We start from the raw sequence: 16,983 nt of genomic DNA on the forward strand, positions 1-16,983 counted from the left end.
GAACGGATTGGTTCGATGGAGGAAGACGCATAATGAATGCCCCGCTAGAAGCCGGTCAGCGCGCTTCGCTCGAAGCCGCACTCGCTTCCGTCACGCTCGACGACAAATACACCCTCGAACGCGGCCGCGCGTACATGAGCGGCATCCAGGCGCTGGTCCGTCTGCCGATGCTGCAGCAGGAACGCGACAAGGCCGCCGGTCTCAATACCGCGGGGTTCATTTCAGGCTATCGCGGCTCGCCCCTGGGCGGTCTCGATCAGTCGCTCTGGAAGGCGAAGCAGCATCTCGCCGCCCATCAAATCGTATTTCAACCCGGCGTCAATGAAGACCTCGCCGCGACCGCCGTATGGGGTTCGCAGCAGGTGAACCTGTACCCATCGGCGAAATACGACGGCGTGTTTTCCATGTGGTACGGCAAGGGCCCCGGCGTCGACCGCTGCGGCGACGTCTTCAAGCACGGCAATTCCGCCGGCTCGTCGCCCCACGGCGGCGTGCTCGTGCTCGCCGGCGACGACCATGCCGCCAAGTCGTCCACGCTCGCGCACCAGTCCGAACACATCTTCAAGGCCTGCGGACTGCCGGTGCTGTTCCCCTCGAACGTGCAGGAGTATCTCGACTTCGGGCTGCACGGCTGGGCAATGAGCCGCTACTCGGGTCTCTGGGTCGCGATGAAGTGCGTGACCGACGTGGTCGAATCGTCGGCATCGGTGGAGATCGATCCGCATCGCACCCGCATCGTCCTGCCCGAAGACTTCGCGATGCCCGAGGGCGGCCTGAACATCCGCTGGCCCGATCCGCCGCTCGTGCAGGAGGCGCGGCTGCTCGACTACAAGTGGTACGCGGGCCTCGCCTACGTGCGGGCCAACAAGCTCGATCGCATCGAGATCGATTCGCCGCACGCGCGCTTTGGCATCATCACCGGCGGCAAGGCCTATCTCGACGTGCGCCAGGCGCTCACCGACCTCGGCCTCGACGATGAAACCTGCTCGCGCATCGGCATCCGGCTCTACAAGGTGGGCTGCGTGTGGCCGCTCGAAGCCCAGGGCGCGCATGCGTTCGCGCGCGGGCTCGAAGAGATTCTCGTGGTCGAGGAAAAGCGCCAGATTCTCGAGTACGCGATCAAGGAAGAGTTGTACAACTGGCCGGACGCGCAGCGTCCGCGCGTGTACGGCAAGTTCGACGAAAAGGATGGCGCCGGCGGCGAATGGTCGGTGCCGATGGGCAACTGGCTGCTGCCCGCGCACTATGAGCTGTCGCCCGCGATCATCGCCAAGGCTATCGCCACGCGCCTCGACAAGCTCGATCTGCCCTCCGACGTGCGCGCGCGCATCGCGTCGCGCATCGCGGTGATCGAAGCGAAGGAAAAAGCGCTCGCGAAGCCGCGCGTGCAGGTCGAGCGCAAGCCGTGGTTCTGCTCGGGCTGCCCGCACAACACGTCGACCAATGTGCCCGAAGGCTCGCGCGCGATGGCCGGCATCGGCTGCCACTACATGACCGTGTGGATGGACCGCAGCACGAGCACCTTCAGCCAGATGGGCGGCGAAGGCGTGGCGTGGGTCGGCCAGGCGCCGTTCACGAACGACAAGCATGTGTTCGCGAACCTCGGCGACGGCACCTACTTCCACTCGGGCCTGCTCGCGATCCGCGCGGCGATCGCCTCGAAGGCAAACATCACCTACAAGATCCTCTACAACGACGCGGTCGCCATGACGGGCGGCCAACCCGTGGACGGCGTGCTCACCGTGCCGCAGATCACACATCAGCTCGCCTCCGAAGGCGCGGCGAAGATCGTGATCGTGACCGACGAGCCCGAGAAGTATCAGGGCGTCACCACACTCGCACCAGGCGTGACGATCCACCATCGCGATCAGCTCGACGCGATCCAGCGCGAGCTGCGCGAGATTGCCGGCACCACCATCCTGATCTACGACCAGACCTGCGCAACCGAGAAGCGCCGCCGCCGCAAACGCGGCACGTATCCCGATCCGGCGAAACGCGTCGTCATCAACGAAGCGGTCTGCGAAGGCTGTGGCGATTGCTCCGTGCAATCGAATTGCTTGAGCGTCGAGCCGCTCGACACCGAATACGGCACCAAGCGCAAGATCAACCAGTCCACCTGCAACAAGGACTTCTCGTGCGTGAAGGGCTTCTGCCCGAGCTTTGTCACGGTCGAAGGCGGCCAGTTGCGCAAGCCGAAATCGAACACCGTGGTGAGCGACGCGATGCCGCCCGTGCCGAGGCCCGAGGTGCCCGCGATCGGCCAGCCCTATGGCGTGCTCGTGACGGGGGTGGGCGGCACCGGCGTGGTGACGATCGGCGCGCTGCTCGGCATGGCCGCGCACCTCGAAGCAAAGGGCGTAACCGTGCTCGACGTCACCGGCCTCGCGCAAAAGGGCGGCGCGGTGATGAGCCACGTGCAGATCGCCAACCGCCCCGCGGACATCCACGCGACGCGCATCGCCATGGGCGAGGCGGGGCTCGTGATCGGCTGCGACGCCATCGTGACGGCCAGCGACGACTGCGTTTCGCGCATGCAGGAAGGTCAGACGCACGTCGTGCTCAACAGCGCACCCACGCCCACCGCCGAGTTCATCAAGAACCCGCAGTGGCGATTCCCGGGCTCCAGCACCGAAGCCGACGTGCGTGCGGCGGCCGGCGCCGACAACGTCGCCACCGTCGATGCGAACCGCTATGCGCTCGCCCTGCTCGGCGATGCGATCTACACCAACCCGTTCGTGCTTGGCTACGCGTGGCAGCGCGGCTGGCTGCCGCTCATGCACGAGTCGCTCACGCGCGCGATCGAGTTGAATGCGGTGCAGGTCGAAAAGAATCTCGCCGCGTTCGAATGGGGCCGGCGCGTCGCGCACGACCGCGAGGCCGTGGACCGGCTCGTGAAATCGCCCGCGCCGGGCGCCGATGCCGGCGGTGCGAAAATCGTTTCGCTGCACACGCCCAGGTCGCTCGACACGCTCATCGAAAAGCGCGCGCGCTATCTCGCCGCGTATCAGAACGAGGCCTATGCGCAGCGCTATCTGGCGTTCGTCGACGAGGTGCGCCGCGCCGAAGCGAAGCTCGAACGCGCCGATGCCGGCCCGAACGAGCAACCGCTGACCGAATCCGTCGCGAAAAACCTGCACAAGCTGATGGCGTACAAGGACGAGTACGAGGTCGCGCGCCTTTACGCCGATCCGGCGTTCGTCGAGAAACTCAAGGCGAGCTTCGAGGGCGACTGGAAGCTCAACTTCCATCTCGCGCCGCCGTCGTTCGCGAAGCACGACGGAAAGGGCCATCTGGTGAAGAAGCAGTACGGCCCGCGCATGTTCACGGCCCTGCGCGTGCTCGCGAAGCTCAAGTTCTTGCGCGGCACGGCGCTCGATCCGTTCGGCCGCACCGAGGAGCGCCGCCACGAGCGCGCACTGATCGGCGAGTACGAAGCGCTCGTGCGCGAAATCATCGGCGGGTTGAGCGAGGTGAACCTCCCGCTCGCGATCGAACTGGCGAATCTGCCCGACGCGATTCGCGGCTACGGCCACGTGAAGGAGAACAACCTCAAGGCCACGCGCGCGAAGTGGGCAACGCTGCTCGCGAAGTGGCGTTCGCCGGAGAACGGGACAGCGCGCCACGCGGCTTGATCGTGGCTTGATCGCAAATTCAAAGCCGTAAAAAACGAAGGGCGCTCCGCCAAAAGCGAAGCGCCCTTCTCATCGCACGAGGCCGACGGCACGCCGCCAGCCTCGGCTAACCCGCAAAACCCCGCTTAGCGCGCGGCCTTGTTCACCGCGGCATTCGCAGAAGCCACGGCCGTCATGTTGATGATGCGTCGCACCGTCGCCGCCGGCGTGAGAATGTGCACGGGCTTGGACGCGCCCAGCAGGAACGGGCCCACCGTCACGCCTTCGCCGCCCACCACCTTCAGCAGGTTGTACGCGATGTTCGCCGCTTCCACGTTCGGCATGATCAGCAGGTTCGCCTCGCCCGAGAGCGTGGTGCCCGGGAACGACTGCTTGCGGATCAGTTCGGAGAGCGCCGCATCGCCGTGCATTTCCCCATCGACTTCGAGTTGCGGCGCGCGTTGCGCGATCAGCTCGCGCGCGGCCTGCATGCGCTGCGAGGTCGACGAACGCACGCTGCCGAAGTTCGAGCTCGACAGCAGCGCCACCTTCGGCGTAATGCCGAACTTCTCGATCTCGCGCGCAGCCAGGATCGTCATGTCGGCGAGTTGCTCGGCGCTCGGCACTTCGTTCACGTAGGTGTCGCTGATGAAGAGGTTCCGGCCCGGCAGCATCAGCAGATTCATCGCTGCATAGTTGTCGGCGTCGGCCGCCTTGCCCAGCACCTGCTCGATGTACTTGAGGTGATAGTCGAAGCTGTTCATCAGACCGCAGATCATGCCGTCCGCGTCGCCCAGATGCACGAGGATCGCGCCGATCAGCGTGTTGAACTTGCGCATCGACGCTTTCGCGACGTCGGGCGTGATGCCATGGCGCGCACCAAGCTCGTGGTACGCCTGCCAGCTCTTCTGGAAGCGCGGATCGTCTTCGGGATCGACGATCTCGAAGTCGGTGCCCGGGCGCAGCTTCGAGCCCATCTTCTTCAGGCGCATCTCGACCACCGAAGGACGGCCCACGATGATGGGCTTCGCAATCTTTTCGGTGAGCACGAACTGCGCGGCGCGCAGCACGCGCTCGTCCTCGCCCTCGGCGAACACGATGCGCGCGCAGTTGGCCTTGGCCGCCGCAAACACCGGACGCATCACCATGCCCGAGCGGTAGACGGTCGCGCCGAGCTGCTCGCGGTAGGCGTCCATGTCGGCGATCGGGCGCGTGGCCACGCCCGACTCCATCGCGGCCTGTGCAACTGCCGGCGCGATCTTGATGATGAGGCGCGGATCGAAGGGCTTCGGAATCAGATATTCCGGACCGAATTCGAGCGTGTGGCCTTCATAGGCCTTGGCCACTTCGTCGCCCTGGTCGGTTTCCTCGGCGAGTTCCGCGATCGCGCGCACGCATGCGAGCTTCATCTCTTCCGTGATGGTGGTCGCGCCCACGTCGAGCGCGCCGCGGAAGATGAACGGGAAGCACAGCACGTTGTTGACCTGGTTCGGATAGTCCGAACGGCCCGTGGCGATGATCGCGTCCGGACGCACCTTCTTCGCTTCTTCCGGGCGGATTTCCGGCTCCGGGTTCGCGAGTGCCAGGATCAGCGGCTTGTCGCCCATTTCCTTGACCATCTCGGGCTTGAGCACGCCCGCGCCCGAGCAGCCGAGGAACACGTCGGCGCCCTTGGTGGCGTCGCCGAGCGTGCGCGCTTGCGTGTTGGCGGCGTAACGCGCCTTGGACGGATCGAGATTGCCGCGGCCTTCGTAGATCACGCCCTTCGAGTCGGCAACGAGGATGTTCTCTTTCTTCAGACCCAGCTTCACGAGCAGGTCCAGACAGGCGATGGCCGCCGCGCCCGCGCCCGAGCACACGAGCTTCACGCTGCCCAGTTCCTTGCCCACGACCTTCAGGCCGTTGAGGATGGCGGCCGAAGCGATGATGGCCGTGCCATGCTGGTCGTCGTGGAAGACGGGGATCTTCATGCGCTCGCGCAGCTTCTGCTCGATGTAGAAGCACTCGGGCGCCTTGATGTCCTCGAGGTTGATGCCGCCGAGCGTGGGCTCGAGCATGGCGATGGCTTCGACGAGCTTGTCCGGATCGTTCTCGTCGAGCTCGATGTCGAACACGTCGATGCCGGCGAACTTCTTGAACAGGCAGCCCTTGCCTTCCATCACGGGCTTGGCCGCAAGCGGGCCGATGTTGCCGAGACCGAGCACGGCCGTGCCGTTGGTCACGACGCCGACGAGGTTGGCGCGCGACGTGTACTTCTGCGCATCGAGGGGATCGGCGTGGATCGCCTCGCAAGCCGCGGCCACGCCCGGCGAATACGCGAGCGAAAGATCGAGCTGGTTGGAGAGCGGTTTGGTAGGCGTGACCGAAATCTTGCCGGGCTTCGGATTCTGGTGATACGCGAGCGCGCTTTGCTTCAGTTGTTCATCCATTTTCGGGCCTGCCAGGACGTGAGAGACGAGTGAAATTTTATGTTCGTAGGCCCGCCGGTTCGCGCGACGCTCAGGCTCTCGGCGATGGCAGGTCCTGCGCACATGCAACAAACAACGCGGCGGCGGCAGACCCGGACCATAGGCGAAACGGCGCGGGCGAAATGGCGGGGGAATAGTGTACACCCCACCATGTTCGCAGCGAGTCGGGGCAAAGACTGATACCGGGAATTTGTAGCGCGCTGGAGTCACTGTCACGCTTGCGACACATCGCCCGGCATCAGGTTGCATCGGGCCCCGCATCAGACCTCGCATCAAGCCCCATACGCACGCCATCAAGACACTCGAGTGACATCGCGCCCCATCTCGATATACCGTCTTCGCGAACTTCAGCGCTTATTCGAGCGCTGCGCCGCGCCGTTCGGGAATCAGGAAAAGCGTCGCGAGAATGTCCAGCACGTAAATCGCCGCGAGCATGCCGAGCGCCGCCGTGAATGAGTAGCGGGCCGCCATCGCGCCGACCGCCAGCGGCCCGAAGCCGCCCACCGCCCGGCCGATGTTGAACAGGACGTTCTGGGCGGTGGCGCGCGCGGCCGTCGGATAGAGCTCCGAAATGAGCGCGCCATAGCCGCCGATCATGCCGTTCACAAACACGCCCATGGCCGCCCCGCCGATCAGCAGCGCGAACGGCGTGCTCAGATGGGCGTAGACGTACACCATCGCCACCGCTCCCACCTGATAGAACAGGAACGTGGGCCGGCGCCCGAAGCGGTCGGCCGCCACGCCGAAAAGCCAGATTCCGAGCGCCATGCCCGCGACGGTCGCAGCGGTCCAGAGGCCGGACTTCGTGAGCGAATAGCCAAAGGACTTCGAAAGATAGGCGGGCAGCAGCCAGATCATGAGCCCGTAGTAGCCAAAGTTCTGCACCGAGCAGAGCACCGTCACGCCAAGACTCGCGCGCGCCGTGCGGGCGTCGGCGACCAGCAGCCGGAGCGCGCGCAGCCATGCGCCGCGCTCGCGTGCAGGCGCCTGGGCCTGCATCCGCTCAACACGCGCCCGATGGGCCACGAACAACTCGGGTTCTTCCACGCTCCGGCGCACGACGAACGACACCACGGCGGGTAACAGGCCGATCGCAAACATGCCGCGCCAGCCGATCAGCGGCAAGAGCCACGGCGTGAGTAGCGCCGCGGCGAGCACGCCCACCTGCCAGCCCAGCCCGACATACGACGACGCTCGCGCGCGCAGCCGGTCGGGCCAGGCCTCGGCAACCAGCGCCATGCCGATGCCGAACTCGCCGCCGAGCCCGATGCCGGCGATCGTCCGGTAGACCAGCAAATCGGCATAGCCGCGCGAAAGCGCGCACAGCCCGGTGAAGACGGCGAACACCAGAATCGTCCAGGTCAGCACGCGCACGCGCCCGAAGCGGTCAGAAAGCAGCCCGAACACGATGCCGCCCACCACTGCGCCCACCAGCGTCCATGTGACGAGCGAGCCGGCCTGCGCGCCCGAGAGATGCAGATCGGCGCTGATGGCGGGCAGCATGAAGCCGAGCATCAGCAAGTCGAAACCGTCCATGGCGTAGCCGAGCACCGAGGCAATCAGCGCGCGCACGGCGTGGCCGCCCACGGGCGCCGCATGCAGGGCTTCGCCTGCTGTATGCGGGACGGCGGCGGGCGCGATGGCGGTATCGGCGGGCGAGAGTTCCGACGACCCGGAAGGGGGTCCGGGATTCGGTTCAGGACGGGAGGCGGCAGTCATTCGGACAATCCTTTGCAAGGCGCGGGCCAGACGAAAACCGGCGTGAGTTTACTGGCGTGCCCGCGCAGCCACAACCAGAGCGACGTGGCCGGCGCACTCCCCGGGCGCACCCCATCCCACCCTATAAAGCCGGCGTGCGCTGTCAGCGCGACTCGTCGGCGAAGGTCAAGTCGGGTAAAATACCCGCCTACGCGCGCAAGAAAAGCCGTCCGGAGCGAGCGAGTCGCCAGAAGCCAAACCTCTGACGATCGACGCCATCCGGGCCGTGCATCGCGAGTTCCGCTGCATGCCGCGCAGACTCGCCGTGCCAGCGCCACCGGGCCCAGCGCCCGCCCTCCTCCGCATTCATCTATCCAAGGATTCGCCCATGACAGGCTACGATCGCCAGACGATCTCGGACGCAACCGCGAAAATGCTGCTCGAAGTGAAGGCCGTGCACTTCAACGCCGAAAAACCCTTCATCTTCACTTCCGGCTGGGCGAGCCCGGTCTATATCGACTGCCGCAGGCTGATCTCGTATCCGCGCGTGCGCCGCGGCTTGATGGAAATGGCTGAGGCCACCATTCTGCGCGACGTCGGCTACGAGCAGATCGACGCCGTGGCCGGCGGCGAAACCGCGGGCATTCCGTTCGCGGCGTGGCTCTCGGACCGCCTGATGGTGCCGATGCAGTACGTGCGCAAGAAGCCGAAGGGCTTTGGCCGCAACGCGCAAATCGAAGGTCTGCTCACCGAAGGCCAGCGCGTGCTGCTGGTCGAGGACCTGACCACCGACAGCCGCAGCAAGATCAACTTCATCAACGCGCTGCGCACCGCCGGCGCGCAGGTGAACCACTGCTTCGTGCTGTTCCACTACAACATTTTCAAGGAAAGCGTCTCGGTCCTGAAAGACATCGACGTCGACCTGCACGCGCTCGCCACGTGGTGGGACGTGCTGCGCGTCGCCAAGGAATCGGGCTACTTCGAAACGAAGACGCTCGACGAAGTCGAGAAATTCCTCCACGCTCCCGCCGAATGGTCGGCGGCGCATGGCGGCGCGACCTCGGCGCCGCAATAAGTCTGCGAGCGGTGCGCGCGACTCGTCCGCCGCGCGCACCGCTCACAAACAAAAAAGCCATCTGTCGAAAGGCAGATGGCTTTTTTCATGCGCCGCGCAAAACATCATGCGGCGGCGCGCGCTCAGGACGCGGCTTCGCCAGTCACGCCGTCGTCAGGCGCATGCGATGAAAGATTGAGCAGGCCGTTGCTCTGTGCGTACTGAAACAGTTCCGAGTCGCGATCGAGCCCGAGCTTGCGCATGGCCGTGTTCTTCTGAGTGCTGATCGTTTTGATGCTGCGATTGAGCTTCTCGGAAATTTCCTTGATCGTCATGCCCGAAACAAAAAGCCGCACCACTTCGAGTTCCCGCTTCGACAGGATGACTTCCTCGTTCTTGCCGCCGCTGTTGATGCGCAATGATTCGAGCGCCACCTTCACCTGCGGGCTCATGTATTCGAGATTACGGCTCACATGCTGCACGGCGAGTCCGATATGGCTCAGGTCGTCGGACTTGTGAACCACCGCGATCACGCCGAGTTCGCCCAGCCGCTTCAGGAGCGCCGCGTTTTCGAGCATCGTCAGGACGACGATGGGAATATTCGGGAAATTGCGGCGCAAATAGCCGATGAGCGGCAGGCCGTCGCCGTACTGGCCGCCCGGCATGGCGAGGTCCGTGACGAGCACGTCGCATGGCGTGGTCTGCAGCGCCTTGATCAGTTCGGTGGACTGACGGGCACGGCCGACGATCTGAATACCCGGGAACTTAAGTAGCGCATGCTCGGCGCCGAACAAGATCACCGGATGATCGTCCGCGACTACGACCCTGATTGGCTGCTGCATTACCCCTCCGTGGAGACCGTCCTGGTCATCTTTCTTTGTGGTCGGCCAGTTGCCCGAGAAACCGCTCGTTGCCGAAACATCGTCTTTTGCGTGGGCAGGAAAGCAGGCGACTATAGCCGATTTTCGCGCGCGCGCGACCTTCAGACGGCCAAAACGCGTTAGCTTAACGCCTTATTATTGAACGAAGTTCAGTGTGGCACACAATTCTAAACACCCCGTCGGCAGTGTGTCATGCGTCTTTAACCAACATACAGGAGAACTGCTTCCATGCTAGCTCCATGCACCCATGCACGCGCATGTTCCCCGTTGCTGTCCGCCAGGTCTTTGCGCGCCATCGGCGCAGGCCTTACTCTCGTCGCGCTGGCATGCGCGAATGCACACGCGCAAGGCACGTTTGCGCTCAGCAGTGCGGACTTTCGCGACGGCGGACGGGTTGCCGCGCCGCAGGTGTTCAACGACAACGGCTGCACGGGCGCGAATCGGTCGCCGCAATTGGCGTGGCGCAATCCGCCGGCAGGCACGCGCAGCTATGCGGTCACGGTTTTCGATCCCGATGCGCCGGGCCGCGGATGGTGGCACTGGGCCGTCGCCAACATTCCGGCGCGCGTGAATGCGCTGGCCGAAAACGCCAGCGCCTCGGGCACCATAACAAAGCTCGGCGCGCTCGAGGCGCGCAACGACTTCGGCAGCACCGGCTACGGCGGCCCGTGCCCGCCGCCGGGCAAGCCGCACCGCTATATCGTGACCGTCTACGCACTTGGGGTCGACAAACTCGCGCTCTCCGCAGACGGGCCCGCGATGGCGTTCGATCACCAGATTCACGGCGCCGCGCTCGGCAGCGCGCGGATAACTGTTATGTATGGGCGCTGAAATATACGCCTGTCGCACGGTTTGTGCGTAGTCCGGACGAATCGCAGCGACCAGAATGTCACGTGAAGTCCCGGCGCAACCCCAGCGCCCCTTTCGTCGTTCAACCTTTCTGCTGGAGTCGTACATGTCTCGAATCGTCATTGCGTATCACAGCGGCTACGGCCACACAAAAAAACTTGCCGAGGCCGTGTTCGCCGGGCTGCAAAGCGCGGGCGCAGATGCGAAGCTGCTCGCGGTCGCCGAGATCGACGATGCCGGCTGGGCCGAGCTCGACGCCGCCGACGCCATCGTGTTCGGCGCGCCGACCTATATGGGCGGGCCGTCCGCCGACTTCAAGAAGTTCGCCGACGCAAGCTCCAAAGCCTGGTTCACGCAAAAATGGAAGGACAAGATCGCTGCGGGCTTCACGAACTCCGCCACGATGAACGGCGACAAGTTCTCCACCATCCAGTATTTCGTGACGCTCGCGATGCAGCACAGCATGATCTGGTCGGGCACCGGCATGATGCCCTCGAACACGAAGGCGGCCACCCGCAACGACCTGAACTTCGTGGGGGGATTCACGGGCCTGCTCGCGCAATCGCCCGCCGACGCCTCGCCCGATGAAGCGCCGCCCGCCGGCGATCTCGAAACCGCCCGGGCGTTCGGCGCGCGCATCGCCGCCGTTACGGCCCGCTGGCTGGCCGGGCGGGCCGCCACGGCTTGATACGGGTTCCTCCCGATTTTTTTCCGGCGGCCGCCGCACGTCGGGCGGCCAACGGTCTTAAAATACCGTTCCGGCGCCGCATGAGTGAGCGCCGCGCGGCTACCCTCGCTGGCGCGGCGGGTAGCGCCCGCAATCCCCGAGTTTCAGAGAGACCGAGATGAGCACGAAAGTTTTTGTCGACGGACAGGAAGGCACGACCGGCCTGAAGATTTTCGAATACCTGTCGCAGCGCGCCGACGTCGAGATCCTGCGGATCGACGAGGCAAAGCGCAAGGACGTCGAGGAACGCCGCCGCCTCATCAACGCGTCCGACGTGACCTTCCTGTGCCTGCCCGACGTCGCCTCGCGCGAGTCGGCGTCGCTGGTCGAAAACGAGCGCACGGTGCTCATCGACGCGAGCACGGCCTTCCGCACCCATGCCGACTGGGCCTACGGCCTGCCCGAGCTGACCCGCGCGCAGCGCGAGCGCGTACGCAGCGCCAGGCGCATCGCCGTGCCGGGCTGCCACGCGTCGGCATTCGTGCTGGCCATGCGCCCGCTCGTCGAGGCTGGGCTCGTGGCACCCGATTTCGCGGCGCACGCCTACTCGCTCACCGGTTACAGCGGCGGCGGCAAGAAGATGATCGCGGAGTACGAAGCCGGCGGCAACGCGAAGCTCATGAGCCCGCGCCCCTACGCGCTCGGCCTCACGCACAAGCATCTGCCGGAAATGGCGTTTCACGGCGGCCTGACAAGCGCGCCCGTGTTCACGCCGATCGTGGGCCCGTTCTACAAGGGACTCGCGGTCACGACCTATTATTCGCCGCAGCAACTCGCGCGCCGCGCCAAGCCCGAAGACGTGCTGGCGCTCTACGCCGAGTACTACCGCGGCGAAAAATTCGTGCGCGTGATGCCGTTCGACGCCGAGGCCAATCTGGACTCGGGCGCGCTCGATGTCCAGGCGAATAACGACACCAACCGCGTCGACCTGTTCGTGTTCGGCAACGACGAGCAGTTCGTCACCGTCGCGCGTCTGGACAATCTGGGCAAGGGCGCTTCGGGCGCGGCGATTCAGTGCATGAACCTTGCGATCGGCGCGGCCGAGGACACCGGGCTGAAGGGCTGAGGCTGCGGCAAGCCATCCAGCATCCCCGGCGGCGGATAACAGCAAAAGACCCGGCACTGCGAAATGCCGGGTCTTTTTGTTTGTGCAGGCGTTGTGCGAAATGCACAGGCAAAAAAAAAGCCCGCCATGGTTGGCGGGCTGAATCCATATCAGAGGAGACATGGAGGAGACAGAAACAAGTATATCGAACTACTTGGTGCGATGCAACATGTAAAGTAGTATGGACCCTGAACGTTGCTAATAAACAACAAAAATGACGATCAGGATTACCCGGATAGGAATCCACAGGTCCGCGCGGCGTGCCCACGGCCTGCAGGAGCGGTCCGGGATGTCCGTGAGAAACCCCGGCAGCCGCTACTGGGAAACCATCGAGAGAATGAACGTCAACTGGTCGAGTCCCACCGGGCGCACCAGATGCACGTCGAAGCCGGCAGCAAGCGCTTCGTCGCGGTGGCGCGACTCGCCCCAGCCGCTCAGCGCGATCAAAAGCGGCGCACGCGCACCGCAGGCTTCCCGCAGACGCTGCACGAGAGCGGCCGGCTCGCCATCGGGTGCGAGCGACAGCGCGACGATCGCCACGTCCGGCACGAAACGCGCAGCGGCTTCGGCGGCGGCGTCGAGTGTTTTCGCCATGGCGGTCGCGTAGTGCAGGTCGGCCAGCAACGTGCCGAGCCCTGCCAGCGACTTCTCGTCATGATCGGCGATCAGGATGCGCGTCTCCATCCGCCGTCTCCATTCCCACTGGTTCCACTGATTTGCATCGTTCCCCGTACGCTCGCGTGGCGCGGAGCCTTGCCGTCAACCCTTGTCCAAGCGCCTTATTCGTCCCACATTATCCCCCCGCGCCGGTCCTCGCTGTGTGCGTCAGCGCGCGAGCCCCGAGGATTTTGACCGCGCCGATCAAGCACGCCCCGCCCGGCGCGCCGCAACCTTGCCGAGCACCGCGAAATCGCTTTCTCCGTCGCCGTGTGCAACGGCATCGAGCAAACTGTCGCGCAGCACGCTCGCGACGGGCAGCGGCGTCGCGACCGCGTCGGCGGCCTCCAGCGCGAGCCGCACATCCTTCAGGCCGAGGCGCGCCTTGAACTGCGCCGGCTCGTAGCGACCCTCCGCGATCATGCCGCCATAGCCCGCGTAAACGGGTCCCGGAAACGGCCCGCCCGTGACCACGTCGAGGAAATCGCGCATCGCCACGCCGTGGCCGCCCAGCAGCGCCGCCGCCTCGCCGAGCGCCTCCACTGCCGCCGCCAGCATGAAGTTCGCGGCCAGCTTCATCACGTTCGCCTGTTGCGGCAGCGCGCCGATGCGCCAGGTCTTCTGGCCGATGGCGTCGAAGAGCGGTTGCACGCGGTCGATGGCTTCGGCGGCGCCCGCCGCGATGATCGTCAACTTCGCTGCCGCGGCGACGTCGGGCCGGCCGAGCACGGGTGCCGCTACATAGTGAAGGCCCAATTCCGCGTGCTCGCGCGCGAGCGTCTCGGCAAGCGCGACCGAAATCGTCGCCATGTTCACGTGCACGAGATCGCGAGGCGCGTGCGCGAGCAGCGCGGCGTCAAACACTTCGCGCAGCGCCGCGTCGTCGGCGAGCATGGACATCACGGCGTCGCCGCCGAACGCCTCGGCCGGGGACGCGACCACGCGCGCGCCCGCGTCGGCCAGCGCCTGCGCCTTCGCCGGCGTGCGGTTCCAGACGCGCACCGTGTGCCCGGCCTTCAGCAAGTTCGCGACCATCACGGCCCCCATTTCTCCAAGGCCGATAAAGCCGATATCCATCGCCTGCTCCTCGTGGTGAAAAACGCGAGTAGAACACAGTACGCCCGCCGCCGCAGTGCATCTTGCAGCACATCCGGGCACCACCCGGCGCACGCGCCGGTGCGATACTGGCGCCATGGTCACCGCCACTTTCCGCTTCTACGAGGAGCTGAACGATTTTCTCGCGCGGCCGCTGCGCCGGCGCGCGTTCAGCTGCGCGTGCGCGCGCGATGCCACGGCGAAGCACATGATCGAGGCGCTCGGAGTGCCGCACACCGAAGTGGAACTGATCCTCGTGAACGGCGAATCGGTGGGATTCGATCATCCGCTCGCGGATGGCGACCGCGTGGCCGTCTATCCGAAGTTCGAGGCGCTCGACATCCGGCCCTTGCTGCGCGTGCGCGCAAGCCCGCTGCGGGAGCTGCGCTTCATCGCCGACGCCCATCTGGGCGGCCTCGCGCAGCTATTGCGGCTAGTGGGATTCGACACGCTTTACGACAACCATTTCGCCGACGACGCCATCGAATCGCTCGCCCTGACCGAACACCGCATCGTCCTTACACGCGACCGCGAGCTGCTCAAGCGGCGCAGCATCACGCACGGCTGCTACGTGCGCGCGCTCAAGCCGCGCGCGCAGCTCCACGAACTCTTCGAGCGGCTCGATCTCGCTGCGAGCGTGCGGCCGTTCCGGCTCTGCCTCGCATGCAACGCCCCGCTGCGCCACATCGCGCGCGCCGAGGTGCGCTCGCGCGTGCCCGCCGGCGTGTTCGAGCGGCATACGCGCTTCGTCACTTGCGACGTCTGCGAGCGGGTATTCTGGGAGGGTTCGCACTGGCAGCGCATGCGTGCGCTGATCGACGAGGTGCGTGACAACACCAACGTCGGCAACGGCAATCACAACGGCAGCGCGGCACCTTGATGCGCCCCGCCGCGATGGACGCGCGCGGGCGTTTGCGTACAATGCGCGCCACTGCCCAAACTCGGAGCCGAACCCATGGCCATGAAGAAATTCGACCTTGAAAAAAACAAGGCGCTCAAACTGATGCAATCGACTCACAAAGCCGGCCCCGACCGCTTCGGCAAGGACTCGGCGCCAGCGGCGCTCGACCGCCGCGAGCAGCGCAAGCTCGATCAGGCCGCCGGCCTCGTGCCGTTTGCGTGCAAGCTCAACGCCGATCTGGTGGAAAAGCTGAAAGTTCGCGCACAAAGCCATCCGCAGGGCATGACCGGTCTTTTGACGGAATTGCTCGAAGCCGGGCTCGCGCATGACGCGTGAAATAAGCGCCATATAAAGCACCCCAAACGGGGACAAAAAAGCCAGGGCACGTGCCCTGGCTTTTTTCTTTCCACCTGCCGCGCCCGTTGCCGCGCGGCCCGACGAATGCTTTAGTTCGCCGTGCCCTTGCCGCTCGTGCCGGCGGCCGAAGCAGCTTCCTCAACCGGAGCGCGCTTGCCGTGGTGCTTGAGCGTCTTGTGTTGCTTCTTGGTCTTGGCCTTGGCCGGAGCGCTGGCTGCGGGTGCTGCTGCAGCGGCACCCGATGCTTCCTGAGCAAAAGCCTGAGCCGAAATCAGTGCGACGGATGCTGCGATGAGCGAGGCGAGAATCTTTTTCATCTGTTGTTCCCCAAACCTGGTATGACCGGCACGTTGTGAATTGAGCATTGCAGTACGGCGAAACGGCCCGCTGGCCGATCTGGGCGGGCGATTCGCGCGAAGCAGTATCACGCAGCGTAGGCCGTTTGTCATCCGTAATTGGACCAGTGTATTTTCGGTGAGACATTTTGCTTTCAATTCGGATACGATCGAGGTTTCGCACGGATGTTCACCTTGCGGATCTGCCTCCATGGCAGAGTCACACCAGAATCGAGAATTCCCCGCTTGAAATCCCGCTTGAATCCCGCCAGTCACCACCTGCGCGCCAATCTTCTGATGTTGGCCGCCGCCATGATTTGGGGCTCCGCGTTCGTCGCCCAACGACTGAGCCTCGATACCATCGGCCCATTCCTCTTCACCGGCCTGCGGTTCCTGCTCGGGGCCGGTGTCGTATCGGCATTTGTCGTCGTGATGTACCGGCTGCAGCACATGCGCCAGGGACTCGACCAGGCCGACCACGTTTATAAGCCCCGAATCGATACCGCGCTGCTGCGCTCCGGTGCGGTGCTCGGGCTCGTGCTCGCCGTGGCCATCTCGTCGCAGCAAATCGGCTTGCGCTATACGAAGATCGCCAATGCCGGGTTCATCAGCTCGCTCTATGTCGTCATCGTGCCCATGCTGGGCGTGCTGCTGCGTCATCGCACCGGCCCCGGCACATGGATCGGCGCGGCTCTCGCGACGGCCGGACTCTATCTGCTGAGCATCAACGAGCATTTTTCGATCATGTACGGCGACTGGTATCAGCTCGGCTGCGCGCTCGTCATCTCCATTCAGGTGATGCTCGTGGGCCATTACGCGCCGCGCCATGACCCGCTCTTGCTCTCGATCGTGCAGTTCGTCGTCTGCGGGCTGGTTTGTCTCGTCATCGGCGTGGCGATCGAGCCCATGCATTTCGCCGGCATCGTCCGCGCGGCGCCCGCCATTCTCTATGGCGGCGCGCTCTCCGTGGGCGTGGGCTACACGATCCAGGTAGTCGCGCAACGCGACGCGGCGCCCTCGCACGCCGCGGTGATCTTCAGCATGGAAGGCGTGTTCGCGGCGCTCGCGGGCTGGATCGCGCTTGGCGAGACGCTTAGCACTCGCGCGCTCGTGGGTTGCGCGCTGATGCTCGCAGGGCTGCTTGCCTGCCAGTTGCTGCCAACCGCGCGCGAACGCGTCGATGCGCGCGAGCCCCAAGCGACCGAATCCGCGTGAGTACGTGCTAAAAAGCGTACGCCGGTTTCG

Annotated in this window: 14 protein-coding genes; 8 read left to right on the plus strand and 6 right to left on the minus strand. The window is 65.1% G+C overall.

The window, feature by feature from the left end; translation table 11 throughout:
- Nucleotides 1–32: 32 nt before the first annotated feature.
- Nucleotides 33–3,632 (plus strand): indolepyruvate ferredoxin oxidoreductase family protein, encoded by a 3,600-nt coding sequence (locus P5W98_RS13635; RefSeq protein ID WP_421024945.1) that lies wholly within the window; start codon nucleotides 33–35, stop codon nucleotides 3,630–3,632.
- A 125-nt stretch (nucleotides 3,633–3,757) separates the two neighbouring features.
- On the opposite strand, the gene P5W98_RS13640 is transcribed toward P5W98_RS13635, so the two are convergent.
- Together P5W98_RS13640 and P5W98_RS13645 are read right to left on the minus strand one after the other, a co-directional pair.
- A complete protein-coding gene (locus P5W98_RS13640) occupies nucleotides 3,758–6,040 on the minus strand; it encodes an NADP-dependent malic enzyme (RefSeq protein ID WP_421024946.1) in 2,283 nt (760 codons plus the stop codon).
- A gap of 393 nt (nucleotides 6,041–6,433) precedes the next feature.
- The gene (locus tag P5W98_RS13645; protein WP_421025283.1) at nucleotides 6,434–7,615 is read right to left on the minus strand and encodes an MFS transporter; all 1,182 of its coding nucleotides are present in this window, start codon (nucleotides 7,613–7,615) and stop codon (nucleotides 6,434–6,436) included.
- A gap of 550 nt (nucleotides 7,616–8,165) precedes the next feature.
- Between P5W98_RS13645 and P5W98_RS13650 the strand changes: the two genes are divergently transcribed.
- Nucleotides 8,166–8,852 (plus strand): orotate phosphoribosyltransferase, encoded by a 687-nt coding sequence (locus tag P5W98_RS13650; RefSeq protein WP_421024947.1) that lies wholly within the window; start codon nucleotides 8,166–8,168, stop codon nucleotides 8,850–8,852.
- Nucleotides 8,853–8,974: 122 nt separating this feature from the next.
- Here the strand turns inward: P5W98_RS13650 and P5W98_RS13655 are convergent, their stop codons facing one another.
- On the minus strand, nucleotides 8,975–9,673 hold the full coding sequence (locus P5W98_RS13655; protein WP_421024948.1) for a response regulator: 699 nt from the start codon (nucleotides 9,671–9,673) through the stop codon (nucleotides 8,975–8,977).
- A gap of 267 nt (nucleotides 9,674–9,940) precedes the next feature.
- Between P5W98_RS13655 and P5W98_RS13660 the strand changes: the two genes are divergently transcribed.
- The 3 genes from P5W98_RS13660 (at nucleotide 9,941) to argC (ending at nucleotide 12,354) form a co-directional block, all read left to right on the plus strand.
- Nucleotides 9,941–10,543, plus strand: coding sequence for a YbhB/YbcL family Raf kinase inhibitor-like protein (locus tag P5W98_RS13660; protein WP_421024949.1), 603 nt, complete (start codon nucleotides 9,941–9,943; stop codon nucleotides 10,541–10,543).
- Between the two features lie 124 nt (nucleotides 10,544–10,667).
- Nucleotides 10,668–11,249: a flavodoxin family protein gene (locus tag P5W98_RS13665; RefSeq protein ID WP_421024950.1), complete on the plus strand. Its 582-nt coding sequence runs from the start codon at nucleotides 10,668–10,670 to the stop codon at nucleotides 11,247–11,249.
- A 157-nt stretch (nucleotides 11,250–11,406) separates the two neighbouring features.
- Nucleotides 11,407–12,354: an N-acetyl-gamma-glutamyl-phosphate reductase gene (argC, locus tag P5W98_RS13670; RefSeq protein ID WP_421024951.1), complete on the plus strand. Its 948-nt coding sequence runs from the start codon at nucleotides 11,407–11,409 to the stop codon at nucleotides 12,352–12,354.
- Nucleotides 12,355–12,708: 354 nt separating this feature from the next.
- Here the strand turns inward: argC and P5W98_RS13675 are convergent, their stop codons facing one another.
- Together P5W98_RS13675 and P5W98_RS13680 are read right to left on the minus strand one after the other, a co-directional pair.
- Nucleotides 12,709–13,077 carry a response regulator gene (locus tag P5W98_RS13675; RefSeq protein ID WP_421024952.1) on the minus strand — a complete coding sequence of 123 codons (369 nt, stop codon included), beginning with the start codon at nucleotides 13,075–13,077 and terminating at the stop codon, nucleotides 12,709–12,711.
- 177 nt (nucleotides 13,078–13,254) lie between these two features.
- Nucleotides 13,255–14,127, minus strand: a complete 873-nt coding sequence (locus P5W98_RS13680) for an NAD(P)-dependent oxidoreductase (protein ID WP_434715267.1) — start codon at nucleotides 14,125–14,127, stop codon at nucleotides 13,255–13,257.
- 115 nt (nucleotides 14,128–14,242) lie between these two features.
- Here P5W98_RS13680 and P5W98_RS13685 point away from each other — a divergent pair, with 115 nt between their 5' ends.
- Nucleotides 14,243–15,025 (plus strand): Mut7-C RNAse domain-containing protein, encoded by a 783-nt coding sequence (locus P5W98_RS13685; RefSeq protein WP_421024954.1) that lies wholly within the window; start codon nucleotides 14,243–14,245, stop codon nucleotides 15,023–15,025.
- 75 nt (nucleotides 15,026–15,100) lie between these two features.
- On the plus strand, nucleotides 15,101–15,382 hold the full coding sequence (locus P5W98_RS13690; protein WP_421024955.1) for a hypothetical protein: 282 nt from the start codon (nucleotides 15,101–15,103) through the stop codon (nucleotides 15,380–15,382).
- A 110-nt stretch (nucleotides 15,383–15,492) separates the two neighbouring features.
- Here the strand turns inward: P5W98_RS13690 and P5W98_RS13695 are convergent, their stop codons facing one another.
- On the minus strand, nucleotides 15,493–15,720 hold the full coding sequence (locus P5W98_RS13695; protein WP_421025284.1) for a hypothetical protein: 228 nt from the start codon (nucleotides 15,718–15,720) through the stop codon (nucleotides 15,493–15,495).
- A gap of 315 nt (nucleotides 15,721–16,035) precedes the next feature.
- Here P5W98_RS13695 and P5W98_RS13700 point away from each other — a divergent pair, with 315 nt between their 5' ends.
- Complete coding sequence (locus P5W98_RS13700) at nucleotides 16,036–16,953, plus strand: DMT family transporter (RefSeq protein WP_421025285.1); 918 nt, start codon at nucleotides 16,036–16,038, stop codon at nucleotides 16,951–16,953.
- Nucleotides 16,954–16,983: the final 30 nt, after the last annotated feature.

Source organism: Paraburkholderia sp. A1BS-2L, from assembly GCF_051125205.1.
In the GTDB taxonomy this organism is placed as follows: Bacteria; Pseudomonadota; Gammaproteobacteria; order Burkholderiales; family Burkholderiaceae; genus Paraburkholderia.

Excerpts from the sequence above, each read along its gene's own strand:
- P5W98_RS13635 (WP_421024945.1), top strand. The coding sequence starts at position 33 with ATGAATGCCCCGCTAGAAGCCGGTCAGCGCGCTTCGCTCGAAGCCGCA.
- P5W98_RS13640 (WP_421024946.1), bottom strand. The coding sequence starts at position 6,040 with ATGGATGAACAACTGAAGCAAAGCGCGCTCGCGTATCACCAGAATCCG.
- P5W98_RS13645 (WP_421025283.1), bottom strand. The coding sequence starts at position 7,615 with ATGGACGGTTTCGACTTGCTGATGCTCGGCTTCATGCTGCCCGCCATC.
- P5W98_RS13650 (WP_421024947.1), top strand. The coding sequence starts at position 8,166 with ATGACAGGCTACGATCGCCAGACGATCTCGGACGCAACCGCGAAAATG.
- P5W98_RS13655 (WP_421024948.1), bottom strand. The coding sequence starts at position 9,673 with ATGCAGCAGCCAATCAGGGTCGTAGTCGCGGACGATCATCCGGTGATC.
- P5W98_RS13660 (WP_421024949.1), top strand. The coding sequence starts at position 9,941 with ATGCTAGCTCCATGCACCCATGCACGCGCATGTTCCCCGTTGCTGTCC.
- P5W98_RS13665 (WP_421024950.1), top strand. The coding sequence starts at position 10,668 with ATGTCTCGAATCGTCATTGCGTATCACAGCGGCTACGGCCACACAAAA.
- argC (WP_421024951.1), top strand. The coding sequence starts at position 11,407 with ATGAGCACGAAAGTTTTTGTCGACGGACAGGAAGGCACGACCGGCCTG.
- P5W98_RS13675 (WP_421024952.1), bottom strand. The coding sequence starts at position 13,077 with ATGGAGACGCGCATCCTGATCGCCGATCATGACGAGAAGTCGCTGGCA.
- P5W98_RS13680 (WP_434715267.1), bottom strand. The coding sequence starts at position 14,127 with ATGGATATCGGCTTTATCGGCCTTGGAGAAATGGGGGCCGTGATGGTC.
- P5W98_RS13685 (WP_421024954.1), top strand. The coding sequence starts at position 14,243 with ATGGTCACCGCCACTTTCCGCTTCTACGAGGAGCTGAACGATTTTCTC.
- P5W98_RS13690 (WP_421024955.1), top strand. The coding sequence starts at position 15,101 with ATGGCCATGAAGAAATTCGACCTTGAAAAAAACAAGGCGCTCAAACTG.
- P5W98_RS13695 (WP_421025284.1), bottom strand. The coding sequence starts at position 15,720 with ATGAAAAAGATTCTCGCCTCGCTCATCGCAGCATCCGTCGCACTGATT.
- P5W98_RS13700 (WP_421025285.1), top strand. The coding sequence starts at position 16,036 with ATGTTGGCCGCCGCCATGATTTGGGGCTCCGCGTTCGTCGCCCAACGA.